We start from the raw sequence: 15,823 nt of genomic DNA on the forward strand, positions 1-15,823 counted from the left end.
ATACTACTCTGATCCTTGCTTAAATTTTGTTCGCAGTCTTTCCAAATCCGAAACTGTGATTTTAGCTTTTAAAATTTTCTCTATTCGTGCAGTATCTGAATCGATCTGCTTTATAAAACCCATGTCTTCGGCCTTTTTAAAAAGCCTTTCGAACTTTTTCTGGGTGTCGATTTCATCTGAAGAATCAGGAAAAAAAGGACGAACGCGATCAAATATTTCCCCTTTTCTAAGAACAACAGATCCTGATGGGTCCGCTTCTTCCAGTTCGATGATACATTCGCGTAGTAGAACAAGAAATAAAGTTTCTTCCTTTGTTAAAGGCAACCTTCTAGTCAAAACAGGAAGTTTCTCTTCGGACTCAATGCTCTCATCTTCGGAAGTTTGTCGTAAAAACGCATAGCCGTCCTCTCTATCTAAATGCAGAAATAATCCGATTTTTTCAAAGTATTCTCTTACTTGTCTCTCATACGTAAGAAGATTATCCCAAGCTTTAAAATCCGATTCGATTCCAATTGGTCCTTTTAAGAGTTTTAATACTGCTGTAGCAAAAAGAGCTATTTTATCCATCAGTGCCTACCCTATAAATTCCTTTTGGAACCCGATAAGCGCTAAGTTTTTGGTCTCCAGAAGATTTCAAAGAGGGAAAACATAAAAAGGTTTCCACATCGTCCAGGAAATGATTTTCTCCTCGGGCGGCGATCCAAACATAGGCGACCAGGCTCTCGAATCCGATATCATCTGGAAATGTGTCGAGAACCTTTTCCAAAGTTATCTCCGGATAGCTCCGAAGTAGACTTAATATTCTATTTTCGTAAATTTCCAAATCGACCCCGCGTATTGACTCCAAAAAATCAATCGACAGCGATTCCTCTTCGTCATTTGAGATCTGAATCGATTTAAAAGCATCTACCGGGTCTCCCGTCCAAAGAGGACGTTCCATCGGAAGACGAATCTCAATCTCCTCCATTGAATGGAAATTTTCATTATCGTAATCGAATCTTCTTTCGATTACGATATTCTTAATTTCAGAGATAAGTTCCTTAGACCTTCTATTTTCTCGAAGAGTCCTTTCTACAAGACTCTTCTTGAGTTGCTCCGACATTCTGGAAACAACCCCGTTTACTCTGCTTCCCGCCTCTCTCAAATTACGTCTAAAATTTCTGAAAAATTTTCGATCATCCAAAGCGATTACATCTTTTAATAAATAAAGAGAATCTAATATACTTTCAAATTTTTCCTGACTTTTTTCGGACCTCAGAAAATCCCAAAAAGCTTGAAAACTTCTTCCTTGTTCCGATTGAAGCAATTCCTGATCTCCATCCAATGCGAATTGCAAAATTTCTCCCTTTTGCGCCACATCCAAATATTTCTTATGGATCAACTTGGTTATTTCGTTAAAATTCCCTTCTACTTGCCTAAAATCCGAAAGAAGTGCTAAAGCTTCCTTTCGCGCATATACATATTGGCTTCGGATTCGCTCGCTTGGGAAAATGGAAACCTCATCCCCTAATTTGAGCTTTCCGATCTGTTCATCTAAAACATCCCTTTTTAGTTCTAGCTGTTTGATTTTCTCCTTCGGATCCGAAACGCTCTCCTCTACGATTTCCTTTAATTTATTTAACACGGAAAAGAAACGGGATTCCGTTCCTATCGCCTCCCGTTCGTTTAAAGAACGCAAGTCTTCTATCCAGGAGAAAACCTTTTCCAATTCGCTCGTCGGCTCCAATATAATTTCTTCATTTCCTTCGGAAGAACGAATCCTTCTATATAGAAAATTTTCTCCCACCCATTCGCTAATATATACCTCTGCTTCTCTATATAAACTAAGATCATGGACCTCTCGGATATTCTCTAATTCATGACGCAGCAATATCTTAAGTTCCTCAAAGGGAACAAAATTTCTCCCAGAGTCCCTAAAATATTTTTCCAAAAAATATAAGATAAAAGGAGCGTTATCCTTTTTCAACAGACGAATTGCAGGAGAGCCAAATAATCTATTTAAAATCCGATAATCCATATATAAGAGCTCCTATTCCCATAGGCGAAGAGCGCCCCCACTATCAAGACTTACTTTCGGTGTCTTTACTCACCATACCCCATTCGCTCGATATCGCAAAAACATCCAAGATTAATGTTTTTTCTGTTATCACAAAATATCCATTTCAGAATTGAATCAATCCCGGTATTATCAAGAATATTTCATTTCATCTTCAAATTATGATTATATTCTTATTTCAGAAAATAAATGGAACATAATTTATTTTTTCATAATATATAAAACCCATTCTTCAAAGTGGAACTTAAAAAATCCTTTTCTTTCAATCAACGAGAATCTATACATCCGCTTGGCCTTATTTTGGATTGGTTTCAAATCATGTCAATAAGAACTAATGTAATAAATCTCGCTTAGTTTTGGAATGCCAGAACTGGGACTCCAAGAAGATCGAATCCAGAAATCCTGCAAAGGGTTTAATTTTCCATTCGGAGCGAGGTTCCAATTATTGCTCTCGTGAATTCGCGAGCTTCTGTCTTTAAATAAAATCAGGAGGGGCAATGGCAGAAAAGGGAATTGTTGGGGCAACGCTATCGCGGAGTCTTTTCTTCGGCTCCCGATAGGAATGGAATATAGTGTCTTCTATAATAGACAAAGAGTTCACTCATTCTTAGGATGCATAGGTCCTACTGAATTTGAAGAGAAAATCGCTTAAAATGTGTCTCCAAATGTAACTAGGTTATTGTTTGTGCTTTTCTTTAAAATCAACAATTCCTCATCCACCTTCCCAGGGATTAAATCATTCAATTCTCGATTATCGAATTTCGATTTTCTAAATAGGGCCTTCGGCTGCAAACATCGGCATAATCACAGAGAAGGCCTAGCTGAATGTATACCCTAGTGGCGTACAATTTTCTTCATATTATATTTAAAGGGCGAATAAAGATAAAGAAAATCGTTGAAATACTTATATATAGCTATATGATTATATAAGTATATAGATATGCAAAATCTTGACGCTACCTTTGCAGCACTCGCCGACTCCACACGTCGTGCGATCCTAATGCGCCTTGCGAAAGGCGAGATGACAGTCATGGAATTGGCCAAACCTTTCAAAATGAGCCAACCTGCAATCTCGCGACACCTCAAAGTTCTTGAGCAGGCCGGCCTCGTTTCGACAACTATCCGTGCACAAGAGCGACCGCGTCGACTCGAGACCGCGCCCCTTAAAAAAGCGACCGATTGGATTGAGAAATACCGCCAGATGTGGGAAAAGCGGTATCAAGCGCTTGATGCGCTGCTCGTAGAATTACAAACAATACAAACTCAGGGAGATTAGCAAAAATGAAAACGAACCAAAAGCAAGTGAAGATGGAACTTAAAGGTGAAACCGAAATCGTATTCACGCGCTATTTCTCAGCGCGTCGCGAATTGGTATTCGACTGCCATACTAAGCCCGAGTTGATGCGCCGATGGCTAATAGGTCCTGATGGCATGATGCTTGATACATGCGAGGTGGATCTTAAAGTTGGGGGCAAATACCTATTCGTTTATGCGGATGCAAAGGGAAATAGGTTCGGGATTTACGGGAAATATCGAGAAGTAGTCATCCCGGAAAAAGTGACCAATACTGAGAATTATGCCGTGGATATGTCGACATTTAACTCAAATATAGCAGAGGATCCGAACGCGATGATTGAGATGCGAACCTTCACAACCGAAGGCGATGCGACGTTGATGACACACGTCTGCAAATATTCTTCAGCGGAAATGCGCAAGATGGCGCTGGAAACGAATATGGCTGATGGCATGGGGGAATTCTATGAACCGCTTGATAAACTCCTATTAGAAATCGCGTGACTATCTTTCCTTTATTAGAAGACATTAAATCACTTAAGAGTACGGTAGTCTTCTCTTCAGAAGCGTAGCAGTATTTTTTGATGCCCCTAACCTTCTTCGTATCTCCGAAGCACTCAAACCTAATGGAGACCTTTTTAATGCGTCTGGAAAGACCGATGAGAGGGTTTTTAAGACGCTATAAGGGAGCATCTTTAGTTAAAGATATTTTACGGCGAGGACGGTTCTTAAAGTAGCTGTAATGTTTCTCTAACACAGATGAAGCTTGTTCATTCGTATCGGAAGCATTTGTTAGAGTTAAAGAAAACAATTACAGCTATAAATTTCTTTTTTGGACTTGGCGTATCCGAATATAATTTGGAATAGACGGTTAGTGGAATCATACAATTCTTAAAGCTAATTCAATATTAGGATTCGATACTTTATTTTCTCAAGTTGAACTGGACATATCCGTGCCCTTTAAGAAGAGAATCTAGGACTTGTCTTTTAATGCTCAGAAAATCCAATTCCAGATCATCAATGCACTTTAACGAAGGATGAAGCTTCAGATACAAGTCCTTCTTATATTTTCCATTTCGGAAATTATTCAGCCCCTCGGAAATCCCGGTTCGAACGAATAATCTTTCATACCAATCCAATATTTGAAAATTGTCGTTAATTTCTCGAAAATATTTTTCTAATCCCGCTATCACGTCCGCAATGAATTCGAATACCGAAATTGTAATTTCCTCCGGCTCCCCATAATCCTTGGATTCGCATAAGTGGGAGGCGAATGGATACGTTTCGTATCTTGGGATAGCCGGTTGTTCGGAAATTCCTTCCGAATTAAAATACGGATTTAGTAGATAGCATTTTGCCGAACTAAGAAAATTCTGAATTTTTGGTTTTCGATACAAAATATTCACGCACGATGCATGTTCAGATAAGAATCGTTTAAAAGAAGTATTATGGAATTCTTGATTTCGATCGGGGTCGAATCCGAGATATTCAATACAACGAAACGAAAGAATCATTGCGGGAATAAATAAAGAATTATCAAGAGAAACTAAAATATCTCTGATTACATGATCATAGAATTCAAACTTTATTCGTTTTAGCTTTTCTCCGAATTCCGACATATTAAATCTTTTCTCTCATCGTATTCAAAACCATATCGCATTTTTAAAACATTCAAAACTCGGTATCGATGGAACCGGCGGATTGAATCCACCAGCCCGCTGATTCCCCGATGGAACGCAAATCTATGTCGCCATGATCGATCAGTAAGCTACGATTTGCTTCGAGTAGCATACTAAGATCGGTGAAGGCATCCCCGGCAGCGAAGCCGATTTCGGAAGAGGTAATTTCGCGAATCGCTTTAACTTTGCCGTCATTATATGTTAATGGTTCTTCGATTTCAGGGAGCAGAACTCCTTGCTTGGATTTTAAACGCATGCCACGAACCCGATTCGGCTCCAATCCGAATTCTTGAGCTGCAACCTGAACACAGTATTCTGGAGAAGCGGTAATGATCCACACTTCCCATTTTCTTTCTTTCAACTTTCGGATCAATTCTAATAAAGGCTCGCGGATTCGTAATCGGCAATCCATAGAACGTCCGTCGGCTAAAACAAAATCGTTTCTATTTTGCTTCTGGTTCTCGACGAACACATATCTGGCAATTTTTTTAAGCTCCTCCTCCGACATCCCGGAATAGATGATTCTGGTCCATCGGTAAGCCGCTTCAGGTCCTTCCTCCTCGGAAACGGTAAAAAATAATCTTAAAATCTCCTCGACCAGTCGAGCGTAACTCCGCATATCCTTATGCATGCGGAATGCTCGCCAGAGATCCCGCCAAACGGAAATCGTTTCGAGTGGAAGAAAAGGATCTCGCAATTCTTCCCAGAATTCGTCTAAATCCGCCCGAAGGAGTCCATTCGTCATAATATATTGCATCGTAGCGACGCCGAGATCTCCGCGGATCAGAGTATTGTCAAAATCGAAACAAGCAAACTGCGGCTGCTCGGAAAGCATCTTTTCCAATCCGAATCGAACTGAGGAATCCCAGACAGATGAAAGCATCAATTTTTGCTAATAGACTGAATTCCTTTCTTGCGAAGCCAACGACGTCGCCCTTTTTCGCCGATCCATTTTAGAATGGGAGAAAGCCGCCCAATTAGCCACGGAAAAACGGCAGCCAATCGAGATGTTAAACCATCGCTGTAAGGAACGTAAATTTCCATCCTTCCCGTTTCTGCCCCGCGTAAGACTGCTTTCGCAATATCGTCCGGCGATTTTACGGCGTTTACCCAATTAAGTACGGATCCGCCATGAAGTGCTTCGTGCATTAACATCGGCGTGTCCACTGCAGCAGGATAGATTCCGGATACTTTGATTCCCGTTCCGCGAAGTTCCTCATGCAAAGCGGTAAGAAATCCTCGTAAACCGAATTTAGTGGCGGAATATAACGCCGAATCGGCAAGCGCTACTATACTGCCGATGGACACTATGCTCACAACGGCTCCGCGACCTCGATTCAGCATTAATGGGACCAATCCGTGTATCAATCGAATAGGACTAATCATATTAATCATGGAATGTCGCTCGATTTCGGATGAATCCATATCGAGAACCGGACCTACTTTTGTATATCCTGCATTGTTAACCAATAAGTCTATATGAGGATACTTTTGCTGGATCATCCCGATTAAAGATTCTACGTCGGAAGCTTTTGTCTGATCACAAACGATCAATTCCGGTTTTCTAGATAATTTACTTACAATGGTAGACATTTTTTCTTTGCTTATATCTGAAAGAACCAAGTCGTATCCGAGTTTATCTAATCGAATCGCAATAGCCTCCGCAATCGCGCCCCCTCCTCCGGTAATTAAAGCGACTTTCGGAGTCATTGTTCTTTCGTTTTTAATAAACGAATTCACCGGATTGCTCCCTGTATTTCCCGTTTTGTGGCGGAATTCGTTCTTAATTTTTCAAATTGGCCGGGCTTCAGTTTTGGCCATCCGATACGTCCGTGTATTTTCGAAAGATACTTCAAATAAGCGACTTGGTTAACGTAAACTGCATGCCGTCCCGAATTTAAATATCGAATGCCTCCATTCAGCAAAGGATGATCCGATTCGATTAGCTGCTCGAATACTTGCGCCGATTTATCGCCGTTTCGTTTCGCTTCAATATATGCGGCAATTAAGTTCGCCATCTCATCGAACATCTTGTAAGCTCCCCCGTCGGTTTCCATATAGCCGAGGGCATACAAGTTCTCATATTTACGATGAAATAAGGTTAAATACAAATCCGTAGGACGACCGTTCTTCCATTCAAAATATTGGTCCATATAAGGGATCGACCAATTGTATCCGGTCGCAAGAATGATTAGATCGATCTTTTCGTTAGTACCGTCTTTGAACTCGACTAAATTTCCGTTCAACCGTTCAATATCGCCTTTGGCAATCACATCACCATGACGCAAATTATGTAAGAGTTGATCGTTTACTATAGGATGTGTTTCGAAAATTCTATGATCCGGTGCGGGCAGCCCGAGTTTTGTAACATCGCCGATCAAAAATTTCAGCATTTTACCGAGAACCCATTGCGAAAACCAGTTAGGTATCCAATGTGCACCGTCTCCGAATACGTCGGCTGGTTGGCCCAAGACATGTTTAGGAATAAAATGGTATCCTCTCCTAACGCTTATAAATGCTTGTTCTGCATTTGCGCCCGCATCACATGCGATATCGCAGCCGGAATTTCCTGCTCCTATAATCAATACGCGTTTTCCTTTGAAGAAGGACGTCTTCTTGTAATTCACGCTATGTAATATTTGACCCTGAAACGTTTCGCTTCCCGGTAATTTCGGAATATTCGGAGACCAGGTAATTCCCGTGGCGCATATGATTCCACCGTACAACCTTAGATCCCCGTTTGATAATTCTACTGTCCATCTCGAACCGTTCTTCCGGATATTATTAACCGAAGTGTTGAATTCAATATTACGATACAAATCGTATTCTCTAGCAAAGGACTTGTGGTATGCAAGGATCTGGCGATTGGATGGATAATCCGGATAATCGGAAGGCATCGGAAAATCGTCGTAGTTAGAAAGATATTTCGATGAAATAAAATGGGCGCTTTCATACATCGGAGATCCTGGATTTTCTATATCCCAAATACCGCCGACATCTTTGTATTTTTCGATTACATGAAACGGGATCCCTCGCGATCTCAAAGAACGCGCCATAGAAATCCCTGCCGGACCCGCTCCTACTATACAAATAAAATCAGAAAAATTAGCCATCGGCTTTGACCCCGAAACTGTGCTACCCTCTTCCTTCATAAAAACCTCCGATTCGATACGTGAGCAATGATCGCATTAAAATGAGCATTGCTCACGTATCGAATCTCAGTCAAACGAAAAATCCAGGGGAAAGAAAAAAGTAGCCCAAACTAGGCCGGCGAATATCTTGTTTCGATATGAAACCTGGTATTCGTACGCCGGTACAGACAAGAAGCCGAGAACGAGTTGAACTTATATTACGGACTGCTAGAGATCTAATCGGAGAAAAGGGAATCGACGCGGTTAGTATGAGAGAAATCGCTCAGGCTTCCGGAATTCAGATCGGTTCATTATACCAATACTTTCCGGGCAAGAACCAGCTTTTGCTAACGATCATGAACGACTATTACGATCGTTTGTATGAAGGGACAAAATCCATTTTGGAACCTGTTCGAAATGTTTCAGAATTAGAGGTGGCAGCCGAAACAGCCTTTGCACAATTTATACGCTTTTTTCAAGAGGATCCCGCACTTGCAAATCTATGGGCAGGGGCACGAGCAATTCCTGAATTAATAATTGAGGATATTCGCGACACTTATCGCAATGCCGCGTTGTTTGTTAAGATAACTTTACGTTGCCTGCCTGGATTGCGTGAATCCGATGTTCAACCCTTTGCTCTTCATTTTGCGCACACAATCGGATCCGTTATTCGTTTTGCGGCGGAAATCGATCCCAATCACAGTAAAGCTGTCCTTCACGAGAGCCGCGTAATTTTAAGTCTTCGCTTACAAGCATTGCAAGAACTTTCGAAAACCCGAAAATCGAATAAAAGTCGAAAATTAAAGACTTAGAATACAAGAATCTCGCCAGAAAGCGTTCCACTTTCTCCGATTCCCGAGTTGTCCGAAACTTTTAATTCAATTTTTCTCATTCGAAGATCAGTCTTTTTCACCGATTACGGTCCCGCATATCCTCATAATCGGAACCGTTGGGAAAGGTATGATAGTCATAAAAATGGTCCAAGGCGGAAAAAAATCTATCGCTTCTATATACATAACCGCGTTTTTCAATTTTACTGATTTGTGACCAATGGAGGCAGGGTCGAAAATAATATCGTTCCAAGTAGACGGAAAGGGGCGATTATACCACATCAAAACCATGAATGTATACATACATTTCCGATAACTTTCGCGATTAAGCGGCTGAAACTTATGCTCAGGAATTTCTTCGTTTGCGTTAGGATCAATCTGAATTCTTTGAATAAAACCTTTTTCGTAAAGGCAGGATTGTAATAGGATGAAAATTAAAAATAAGAGCGCAACCCGTTTCATTTTAGTTTCCTCTCAGGCGTGTATTCGATCTTCCAACACCCATCCGAATGCTCAAAATGAATCTCTAAGAATGCGACTATACTCGGATCCTTTTTCATCTCTTGCCGGAGCGCTTCTTGGATAACATTTTGTTTTGCTCCATGAATGCCTACCTGAAACGAATTCAGAAAAGTTTTGTCGCAAAATTCGGTTTTGATTCTTTCTTTGGAGACAACGGCATGGGATTCGCGAAATTCGGAACCTATAGTTAACTGATCAAAATGCCCGAGAACTTTTCTTCCCGAACATTCGTAAAAAAATAGAAACGCTGTATAAAATGGCAGGAGATAGAATAATTCTCTTCTTCGTCCGGGATTGCGAAACAGGAATCTTATTCTTTTCGAGAATTTTTCGTTCAAATTAATATCCTAAGCCTCAGTTGAAACGCGACGATATGCATTACAAATTATCATTTCTTGTATATCCATTCTCTCTGAACCATTTTATCGTTTTTCTGATCGTTATATCGATCGGAGTCTGAGGCAAACCGAGTTCCTTCACGGCTTTAGAGCAATCATACCATTCCATCATCTTAGCGATTCTTACTTCGCTAACTGTGACTAAGGGAGGCCTTTTTGTTATCGAAGCGCCGAACTCGAAGAGATGCCCAAGTGCAAGCGCCAGCTTAAATGGAAGTTTTAGAGACGGAGGTTTTACACCGGCAATGCCGGCAATTAAATTTAAATAATCATGAACTGTTATATTCGTATTTCCTAAAATATATCTTGCTCCTATTTTTCCCTTTTTTGCGGCAAGAATATGACCACGAGCAACGTCCTCCACATCGATAATGTTCAATCCGCCGTCAATATAGCCCGGCATCTTTTTTTCCATAATATCGATGACCGTTCTTCCCGATGGCGAAGGCTTGCTATCGTTTGACCCGATAACGAGCGTGGGGTTTACGATGACGATCGGAAGCCCGGACATTGCAAGTATCCTTGCCTCGTTTTCCGCGATGTATTTTGACATCGTGTAGTGATCTTTAGCTTGCCAGAAATTAAAAGTTCTCTCTTCATTAGCTTGCAAAGATCCGCTCGCCGCTACGGCATTATTGGAGCTCGTATATACGACCTTTTTGACTCCGATTTCTAAAGCCGCCTTGAGAGCCGTTTTGGTACCATCGACATTGATATCGTAAAACAAATTAGGATTCGGCGCCCAATGTCCGTTATAAGCTGCCGCTAAATACATCGTATCGCAGCCTTTAAGCGCCTTTTTTATGGAATCACCGTCTCGTATGTCGCCGTATGCTTTATCAACATCGAGTTTATCGAAATTGTTCGAGCTATTGCGACCTTTCATAAGCAGAACCTTTACAGCTTCTCCGTCCTTGAGAAGTTCTCTTACGATGGACGAACCTATAAATCCCGTTGCACCGACAACTAACTTTTTCATATCCAACTCAACCTTTTTGTGAAACAATCGTAACGTTCGTTGGCTTTAGGAATTCCTTCTCGAACATTCTGTACGATCGCCGAATCATTGTTAACCTTCCGATACAGCTTTTTGCAGCCGCGAAATTTCCACTTGATACTCGTCCGCCCTTTGCAATCGCTTGGATTTTTTGTATAGACGTACTAATAGTTTCAGGACTGGAATTACCTCGGGTCTTCGGCTATAAACTCGCTCAGCCATATCAATCGCATCCTCAATCAAGCCGGCTTTAGCATATTGAACGGCGCCATTAAGAATCATTTGCAGAGCGGAGGGTCGAACGTTGGAAAAGTTTTCTGCAGCTCGCCCTGCTTCCCTTGGCTGTTGCATTTCCAGATAAGCGTGGTAAAGGAGATTCCACACGACCGGATTGGACGGATATAGTTCGGCGATTTGTTTCAAATAAGGCAGCGCTTCCGAAGCATTATTTTTTTCCAAAAGTTGGAGTGGTTCCGTAAGATCAGGTTCTTTAACGCCTTCGTCCGTAACACTCTTTGGATGAAACGCAATGCTCAATAATGATAGATCATCCGTAAGTTCTCCTGCTCCTTGAAGGCGCCCTCCAAGCCGTTCGAGATTCCCGCTCGTTTCTTCCACATGGTTCAGGATGGCGGTGTGATCCTGATTAATAATTCTCGTTTCTGATTTGTCGTAGCCGATGGCAAGATCATCTCGTCCGTCAGAACCGATCAGGATAATATCTCCCGGACGAATCCAACAGGTTTCGATACGAGCCTTCTCTCGAAGCATTCCCAATTTGAAATTTGTGGCTTCTTGTGAAAGAAATGTTGCACGCCCCGCACGCAATCGAATTGGAAAAGGATGTTCCGCATTTATGTAATAAAGAAATCCGTTTTCTTCGTCTACTAGTCCCAACATCAACGACATTGACATTGAGCCGTCAAACCCTTCAAACACGTTGTTCAAATCGTTCAGAGCCGTTCGTAACCAGCGCTCCGGAAAATATTTCGAAAGAATTTCCTCTCGATTTGTTCTTTCGATTAAAGCTCGTAACGCTGTCCCGAAAACTAAAACTCCTCCGGCTCCCTGCATGGATTTTCCCATCGCATCTCCGTTCGCAAATACGCAAAAGGGGCGTCCGCGTAAGATGATTTGATCCGCCACACAAATATCGCCACCCAGTTCATGAGCCTTATCTTTGAATCTAAAAGTTTTTTTCTGTTTGATATATGAGTTAAATCGTATCGTTTTCGATCGGATTCGAATACCTGCCAACGGTCGAATCAGAAGTGATGTCAAAAAGTAATCCCCATCTTGTTGGTCCTTGAGACGACTAACTTCATTAATAGCATCCTCGTAAGAACGATTCAGAGTACGTAACATGAGCCCTGTAACTACTAGTACGCAAATTCCGGTAACGAGAAAATCTTCGCTTCGCGCGCGAGCGCTAGAATAGTCGGAAAACCATCCGGGACGTATTTCTTGTAGATAATTGATTCCCAAAAGGGACGCGACAAAGAACAGAATGGCGACCCAATCGAATTTCTGTCCAAGTACAAGCATGTACATAATCATTAAGGGGGCTAATAGCATTATGTTAGCGCTTATAATACCTCCGCTGTACTGAATTTGGAGAAATATACTGAATGCACCGATGATGAAGGTCGGCGCAAGCAGCCATTTAAATTGACTCTTGAAGCGAGCCAGGAAATAAAATATATTTGCGAAGACAAAGGAGATCCAAAGTCCGACCAAGCCTCCTGTCTCAAACCCTTCCCGAAAGAATTCGGACAGTAAACCGATCCCCATTGCAAAGCTTCCTGCCAGAAGCATTCCGTTCAGAACGCGATGCTTCATAACAAAGCGCTCAGATGGTCCGAGAACAAGTGCTCCGAACTGGGATAAGCCCATCTGAAATACGCGTGCTACTATTTTAATTTTCGCTTTCATAATTTATTTCCACTTCCGCCCTGCTCTAGTAGGCCTCTAATTTTGGAAGAGACCTAGCTGATTGCGTCAAACCGACATTATCTTTTCAAATATCCGTTTTCCCTAAACCAAGTTAACGCTTTTCGAATGGCTTCTCTAACAGGAGTTTGAGGAAGACCGAGTTCACGAACCGCCTTTGAGCAATCGAAAAACTCCTGAGATTTTCCGATTCTCACTTCGGACGCGGTGATCATCGGATGCTTTCTAGTGATTGCAGCGCCTAACTCGAAGATATAACCCAATCCCAAGGCAGCATAGTATGGAATTTTAATACGCGGCGGTTTTACTCCGGCAACCTCCGCAATTAGTCCGAAGTATTCCGATAAGGTCAGATTTTCGTTGCCGAGAAGATACCGTTCTCCTACTCTTCCTTTTTTTGCCGCAAGGATATGGCCCTTTGCGACATCCTCCACATCGACGAGATTTGTGCCTCCTTCAATGTATCCCGGCATTGCGCCTTGAGCGACGTCGATGATCATCTGGCCCGAGGGCGTAGGCTTTACGTCTCTCACGCCAATTACTAAGGTAGGATTCACTACCACGACGGGCAAGCCCATCGGAACAAACTTTAAAGCTTCAACTTCGCCCAGGTATTTCGAAATGGAATAATGATCGCCCGATTTCCAATGATTAAACTGAGCGGTTTCATCCACGGGAATTTTACCGTGAGCTCCGATGGTATTTCCAGTGCTTGTGTAGATTACTTTTTCGATCCCTGCATCCAAGGCCGCTTTCATGGAAGTCTTGGTTCCTTCCACATTTATTTCGTAAGGTAATTTCTTATCCGGTGTCCAATGAGCGAAAAAAGCCGCGGTATGATAGAGAGTATCGCAACCTTTCAAAGCGGATCGCATGGAACTTCCGTCACAGATGTCTCCGTAAGCAATTTCTATATCGAGACCTGCAAGACCCTTGGCATTGGTGTTCTTCCGGATCATTACTTTAACTTCATGACCTTCCTTCAATAATTCCCGAACTATGGAAGAACCGATAAACCCAGCGGCACCGGTTACTAGCTTTTTCATAAATCCTCGATGTTAATGAATTTGGAATTACCGCAGGGCCGATTCATGACTGGGCAGCTCTGATTCGGTTCAGCAGTATTCATGAAGGAGATTTCAGATCGTAAGTGTATTTCATGTCAACGAGGAAACTGGAAAATACTCGGCTTTTGTCGAAATATTTACTTAAACTACATCCAACAAGGGCCATAAATTGACAATACAACTGTTATTTAATAATCAATGATCATTTTTAATAAACGTTTGTTGACTTTTTGACTATGGCGTCCCGAATGGGCGGCGGGTATGAACCGGAAGCATTTATCGGAAAACGCGAATTTAATCTTGGCCGTTGATTTAGGAACATCGGGATGCAAATCGGCAATTTGCACTCTTGATGGACGGATTCTTTCTTGGGCTTTTCGCGGAGTAGAACTGATCATACTACCGGGAAACGGAGCCGAGCAACGGCCTATTGACTGGTGGAATGCCTTCCTAGAAAGCGCTCGAACTGCGTTAATGCAGCCGGGAGTCGATCGCAGCAAGATAAGAGGAATTTGTTGCTCTACTCTGGGAGAAGTGACCGTTCCTGTCGACGAATATGGTCGAGAGTTAATGAATGCAGTCCTCTGGATGGATATGAGAGGGGCGGAGCATATTCAAAAACATGCAGGCGGACCGGTGGCCGGCTACTCCGCTTTAAAACTCTGGAACTGGATCCGACTGACGGGAGGGGCGCCATCATTGTCAGGAAAGGACCCCGCAGCACATATGCTTCTAATAAAAAATGAATTCCCGCAAGTTTACGCAAAAACGTATAAATTCCTAAACGCATTAGATTATCTGAATATGAAACTGACCGGAAAGTTTGTAGCCACTCCGGATTCCATTCTCACCTCTTGGGTAACGGATAATCGAGACTCCGATCGGGTCCGCTATGATTCCAGTTTGCTAGCTGCGAGCGGCATTGATCCGCAAAAATTTCCGGAAATCGTCAGATGCACGGATATAATTGGAAACCTCCTGCCGGAAGTTGCATCCGTTTTAAATCTCCCCCAAGGAACTCCCGTTGTTGGAGGATCCATAGATACCGCCGCCGCTTCCATCGGCTCCGGTGCGGTGTCTGATGGAGATGCTCACCTATATATCGGCACCTCGTCGTGGATTGCCGCTCATGTTCCCTGTAAAAAAACGGATATCATTTCCTCCATTGCGTCCGTACCTTGTGCGATTCCCGGAAAGTATTTGATGACAGCCATGCAGACTACCGCGGGCGCCAATTTAAGTTTTCTCAAAGACAGAATCTTGTATCATCAGGACGAACTGCTCCGAGAAGAACATGTTTCCGATGTATATAAGATTCTGGACCGCATCGCGGCTAGGACCCCCACAGGAAGCAGGGGTCTACTCTACATGCCATGGCTTTACGGAGAAAGATGCCCGGTGGATGATCTATCTCTCAGAGGCGGGATGGTGAATCTATCCTTGGGGCACAGCCGCGAAGACGTCATCCGCGCATTCTTAGAAGGGGTAGCAATCAATACTAGATGGATGATAAAGCCGGTTGAAAAGTTTCTCAAAAAGAGTTTGTCAACCATTACGATCGTTGGCGGCGGAGCTACATCCGATGTTTGGTGCCAAATTTTTGCAGATACTATGGGTCTTACGGTGCGACAGCCGGAGGAGCCAATGCAGTCAAATGCGAGAGGCGCAGCATGGATTGCCGGAATGGGCTTAGGCCTTATAAAGATTTCGGACATACCTGAACTCATTCGAATCAAAGCGGAATATAAGCCTGATGAAAAAAGCCGGAAGGTCATGGACAAAATGTTCAATCGATTCCTGCAATTGCACAAGCGCTTAGCACCTTTGTACAAAATCTGGAATCAAGATAAGGATTCGATAACACGAGAAAAAATATTCGCGTCAGTCCAGGAGAAGTAAT

Annotated in this window: 15 protein-coding genes; 4 read left to right on the top strand and 11 right to left on the bottom strand. The window is 42.5% G+C overall.

Features of this window, described 5'->3' with window-relative positions; translation table 11 throughout:
• Window positions 1-3 precede the first annotated feature (3 nt).
• Window positions 4-567 (bottom strand): DUF4194 domain-containing protein, encoded by a 564-nt coding sequence (locus LEP1GSC058_RS07785; RefSeq protein ID WP_016548995.1) that lies wholly within the window; start codon window positions 565-567, stop codon window positions 4-6.
• Window positions 560-2,017: a DUF3375 family protein gene (locus LEP1GSC058_RS07790; protein ID WP_016548941.1), complete on the bottom strand. Its 1,458-nt coding sequence runs from the start codon at window positions 2,015-2,017 to the stop codon at window positions 560-562. The genes LEP1GSC058_RS07785 and LEP1GSC058_RS07790 overlap by 8 nt, the downstream gene beginning before the upstream one ends.
• Window positions 2,018-2,996: 979 nt before the next feature.
• On the opposite strand from LEP1GSC058_RS07790, the gene LEP1GSC058_RS07795 reads away from it, so the two are divergent.
• A complete protein-coding gene (locus LEP1GSC058_RS07795; RefSeq protein WP_039948172.1) occupies window positions 2,997-3,332 on the top strand; it encodes an ArsR/SmtB family transcription factor in 336 nt (111 codons plus the stop codon).
• 5 nt (window positions 3,333-3,337) lie between these two features.
• Window positions 3,338-3,853, top strand: coding sequence for an SRPBCC domain-containing protein (locus LEP1GSC058_RS07800; RefSeq protein WP_016548998.1), 516 nt, complete (start codon window positions 3,338-3,340; stop codon window positions 3,851-3,853).
• A gap of 419 nt (window positions 3,854-4,272) precedes the next feature.
• On the opposite strand, the gene LEP1GSC058_RS07805 is transcribed toward LEP1GSC058_RS07800, so the two are convergent.
• The 4 genes from LEP1GSC058_RS07805 to LEP1GSC058_RS07820 are packed head-to-tail and all read right to left on the bottom strand — an operon-like array spanning window position 4,273 to window position 8,180.
• Window positions 4,273-4,968 carry a hypothetical protein gene (locus LEP1GSC058_RS07805; protein WP_016548980.1) on the bottom strand — a complete coding sequence of 232 codons (696 nt, stop codon included), beginning with the start codon at window positions 4,966-4,968 and terminating at the stop codon, window positions 4,273-4,275.
• A gap of 52 nt (window positions 4,969-5,020) precedes the next feature.
• The gene (locus LEP1GSC058_RS07810; RefSeq protein WP_016549008.1) at window positions 5,021-5,911 is read right to left on the bottom strand and encodes an HAD family hydrolase; all 891 of its coding nucleotides are present in this window, start codon (window positions 5,909-5,911) and stop codon (window positions 5,021-5,023) included.
• Window positions 5,911-6,768: an SDR family NAD(P)-dependent oxidoreductase gene (locus tag LEP1GSC058_RS07815; protein ID WP_232224640.1), complete on the bottom strand. Its 858-nt coding sequence runs from the start codon at window positions 6,766-6,768 to the stop codon at window positions 5,911-5,913. Before LEP1GSC058_RS07815 ends, LEP1GSC058_RS07810 begins: the two co-directional genes overlap by 1 nt.
• Window positions 6,765-8,180 (bottom strand): flavin-containing monooxygenase, encoded by a 1,416-nt coding sequence (locus LEP1GSC058_RS07820; protein ID WP_016549014.1) that lies wholly within the window; start codon window positions 8,178-8,180, stop codon window positions 6,765-6,767. The genes LEP1GSC058_RS07815 and LEP1GSC058_RS07820 overlap by 4 nt, the downstream gene beginning before the upstream one ends.
• A 137-nt stretch (window positions 8,181-8,317) precedes the next feature.
• Between LEP1GSC058_RS07820 and LEP1GSC058_RS07825 the strand changes: the two genes are divergently transcribed.
• On the top strand, window positions 8,318-8,971 hold the full coding sequence (locus LEP1GSC058_RS07825) for a TetR/AcrR family transcriptional regulator (protein WP_016549002.1): 654 nt from the start codon (window positions 8,318-8,320) through the stop codon (window positions 8,969-8,971).
• Between the two features lie 87 nt (window positions 8,972-9,058).
• Here LEP1GSC058_RS07825 and LEP1GSC058_RS07830 read toward each other — a convergent pair whose 3' ends face one another.
• From LEP1GSC058_RS07830 to hpnA, 5 genes are all read right to left on the bottom strand, one after another.
• Complete coding sequence (locus LEP1GSC058_RS07830) at window positions 9,059-9,451, bottom strand: hypothetical protein (protein WP_016548956.1); 393 nt, start codon at window positions 9,449-9,451, stop codon at window positions 9,059-9,061.
• Window positions 9,448-9,849, bottom strand: coding sequence for a hypothetical protein (locus LEP1GSC058_RS07835; RefSeq protein ID WP_016549039.1), 402 nt, complete (start codon window positions 9,847-9,849; stop codon window positions 9,448-9,450). The genes LEP1GSC058_RS07830 and LEP1GSC058_RS07835 overlap by 4 nt, the downstream gene beginning before the upstream one ends.
• Window positions 9,850-9,889: 40 nt before the next feature.
• Window positions 9,890-10,888 (bottom strand): NAD-dependent epimerase/dehydratase family protein, encoded by a 999-nt coding sequence (locus LEP1GSC058_RS07840; RefSeq protein ID WP_039948191.1) that lies wholly within the window; start codon window positions 10,886-10,888, stop codon window positions 9,890-9,892.
• Window positions 10,889-10,978: 90 nt separating this feature from the next.
• Window positions 10,979-12,838: a SpoIIE family protein phosphatase gene (locus LEP1GSC058_RS07845; RefSeq protein ID WP_016549017.1), complete on the bottom strand. Its 1,860-nt coding sequence runs from the start codon at window positions 12,836-12,838 to the stop codon at window positions 10,979-10,981.
• Window positions 12,839-12,915: 77 nt separating this feature from the next.
• The gene (gene hpnA, locus LEP1GSC058_RS07850; RefSeq protein WP_016548991.1) at window positions 12,916-13,902 is read right to left on the bottom strand and encodes a hopanoid-associated sugar epimerase; all 987 of its coding nucleotides are present in this window, start codon (window positions 13,900-13,902) and stop codon (window positions 12,916-12,918) included.
• Between the two features lie 282 nt (window positions 13,903-14,184).
• On the opposite strand from hpnA, the gene LEP1GSC058_RS07855 reads away from it, so the two are divergent.
• Entirely contained in the window at window positions 14,185-15,822 is a 1,638-nt protein-coding gene (locus LEP1GSC058_RS07855) for a xylulokinase (protein WP_016549063.1), read from the top strand.
• The last annotated feature ends 1 nt before the right edge of the window (window position 15,823 follow it).

The organism is Leptospira fainei serovar Hurstbridge str. BUT 6 (genome assembly GCF_000306235.2).
In the GTDB taxonomy this organism is placed as follows: Bacteria; Spirochaetota; Leptospiria; order Leptospirales; family Leptospiraceae; genus Leptospira_B; species Leptospira_B fainei.

Coding starts and splice junctions, on each gene's coding strand:
- LEP1GSC058_RS07845 (WP_016549017.1), bottom strand. CDS start 12,838: ATGAAAGCGAAAATTAAAATAGTAGCACGCGTATTTCAGATGGGCTTA.
- LEP1GSC058_RS07855 (WP_016549063.1), top strand. CDS start 14,185: ATGAACCGGAAGCATTTATCGGAAAACGCGAATTTAATCTTGGCCGTT.
- LEP1GSC058_RS07825 (WP_016549002.1), top strand. CDS start 8,318: ATGAAACCTGGTATTCGTACGCCGGTACAGACAAGAAGCCGAGAACGA.
- LEP1GSC058_RS07810 (WP_016549008.1), bottom strand. CDS start 5,911: ATGCTTTCATCTGTCTGGGATTCCTCAGTTCGATTCGGATTGGAAAAG.
- LEP1GSC058_RS07785 (WP_016548995.1), bottom strand. CDS start 567: ATGGATAAAATAGCTCTTTTTGCTACAGCAGTATTAAAACTCTTAAAA.
- LEP1GSC058_RS07790 (WP_016548941.1), bottom strand. CDS start 2,017: ATGGATTATCGGATTTTAAATAGATTATTTGGCTCTCCTGCAATTCGT.
- hpnA (WP_016548991.1), bottom strand. CDS start 13,902: ATGAAAAAGCTAGTAACCGGTGCCGCTGGGTTTATCGGTTCTTCCATA.
- LEP1GSC058_RS07805 (WP_016548980.1), bottom strand. CDS start 4,968: ATGTCGGAATTCGGAGAAAAGCTAAAACGAATAAAGTTTGAATTCTAT.
- LEP1GSC058_RS07840 (WP_039948191.1), bottom strand. CDS start 10,888: ATGAAAAAGTTAGTTGTCGGTGCAACGGGATTTATAGGTTCGTCCATC.
- LEP1GSC058_RS07820 (WP_016549014.1), bottom strand. CDS start 8,180: ATGAAGGAAGAGGGTAGCACAGTTTCGGGGTCAAAGCCGATGGCTAAT.
- LEP1GSC058_RS07795 (WP_039948172.1), top strand. CDS start 2,997: ATGCAAAATCTTGACGCTACCTTTGCAGCACTCGCCGACTCCACACGT.
- LEP1GSC058_RS07800 (WP_016548998.1), top strand. CDS start 3,338: ATGAAAACGAACCAAAAGCAAGTGAAGATGGAACTTAAAGGTGAAACC.
- LEP1GSC058_RS07830 (WP_016548956.1), bottom strand. CDS start 9,451: ATGAAACGGGTTGCGCTCTTATTTTTAATTTTCATCCTATTACAATCC.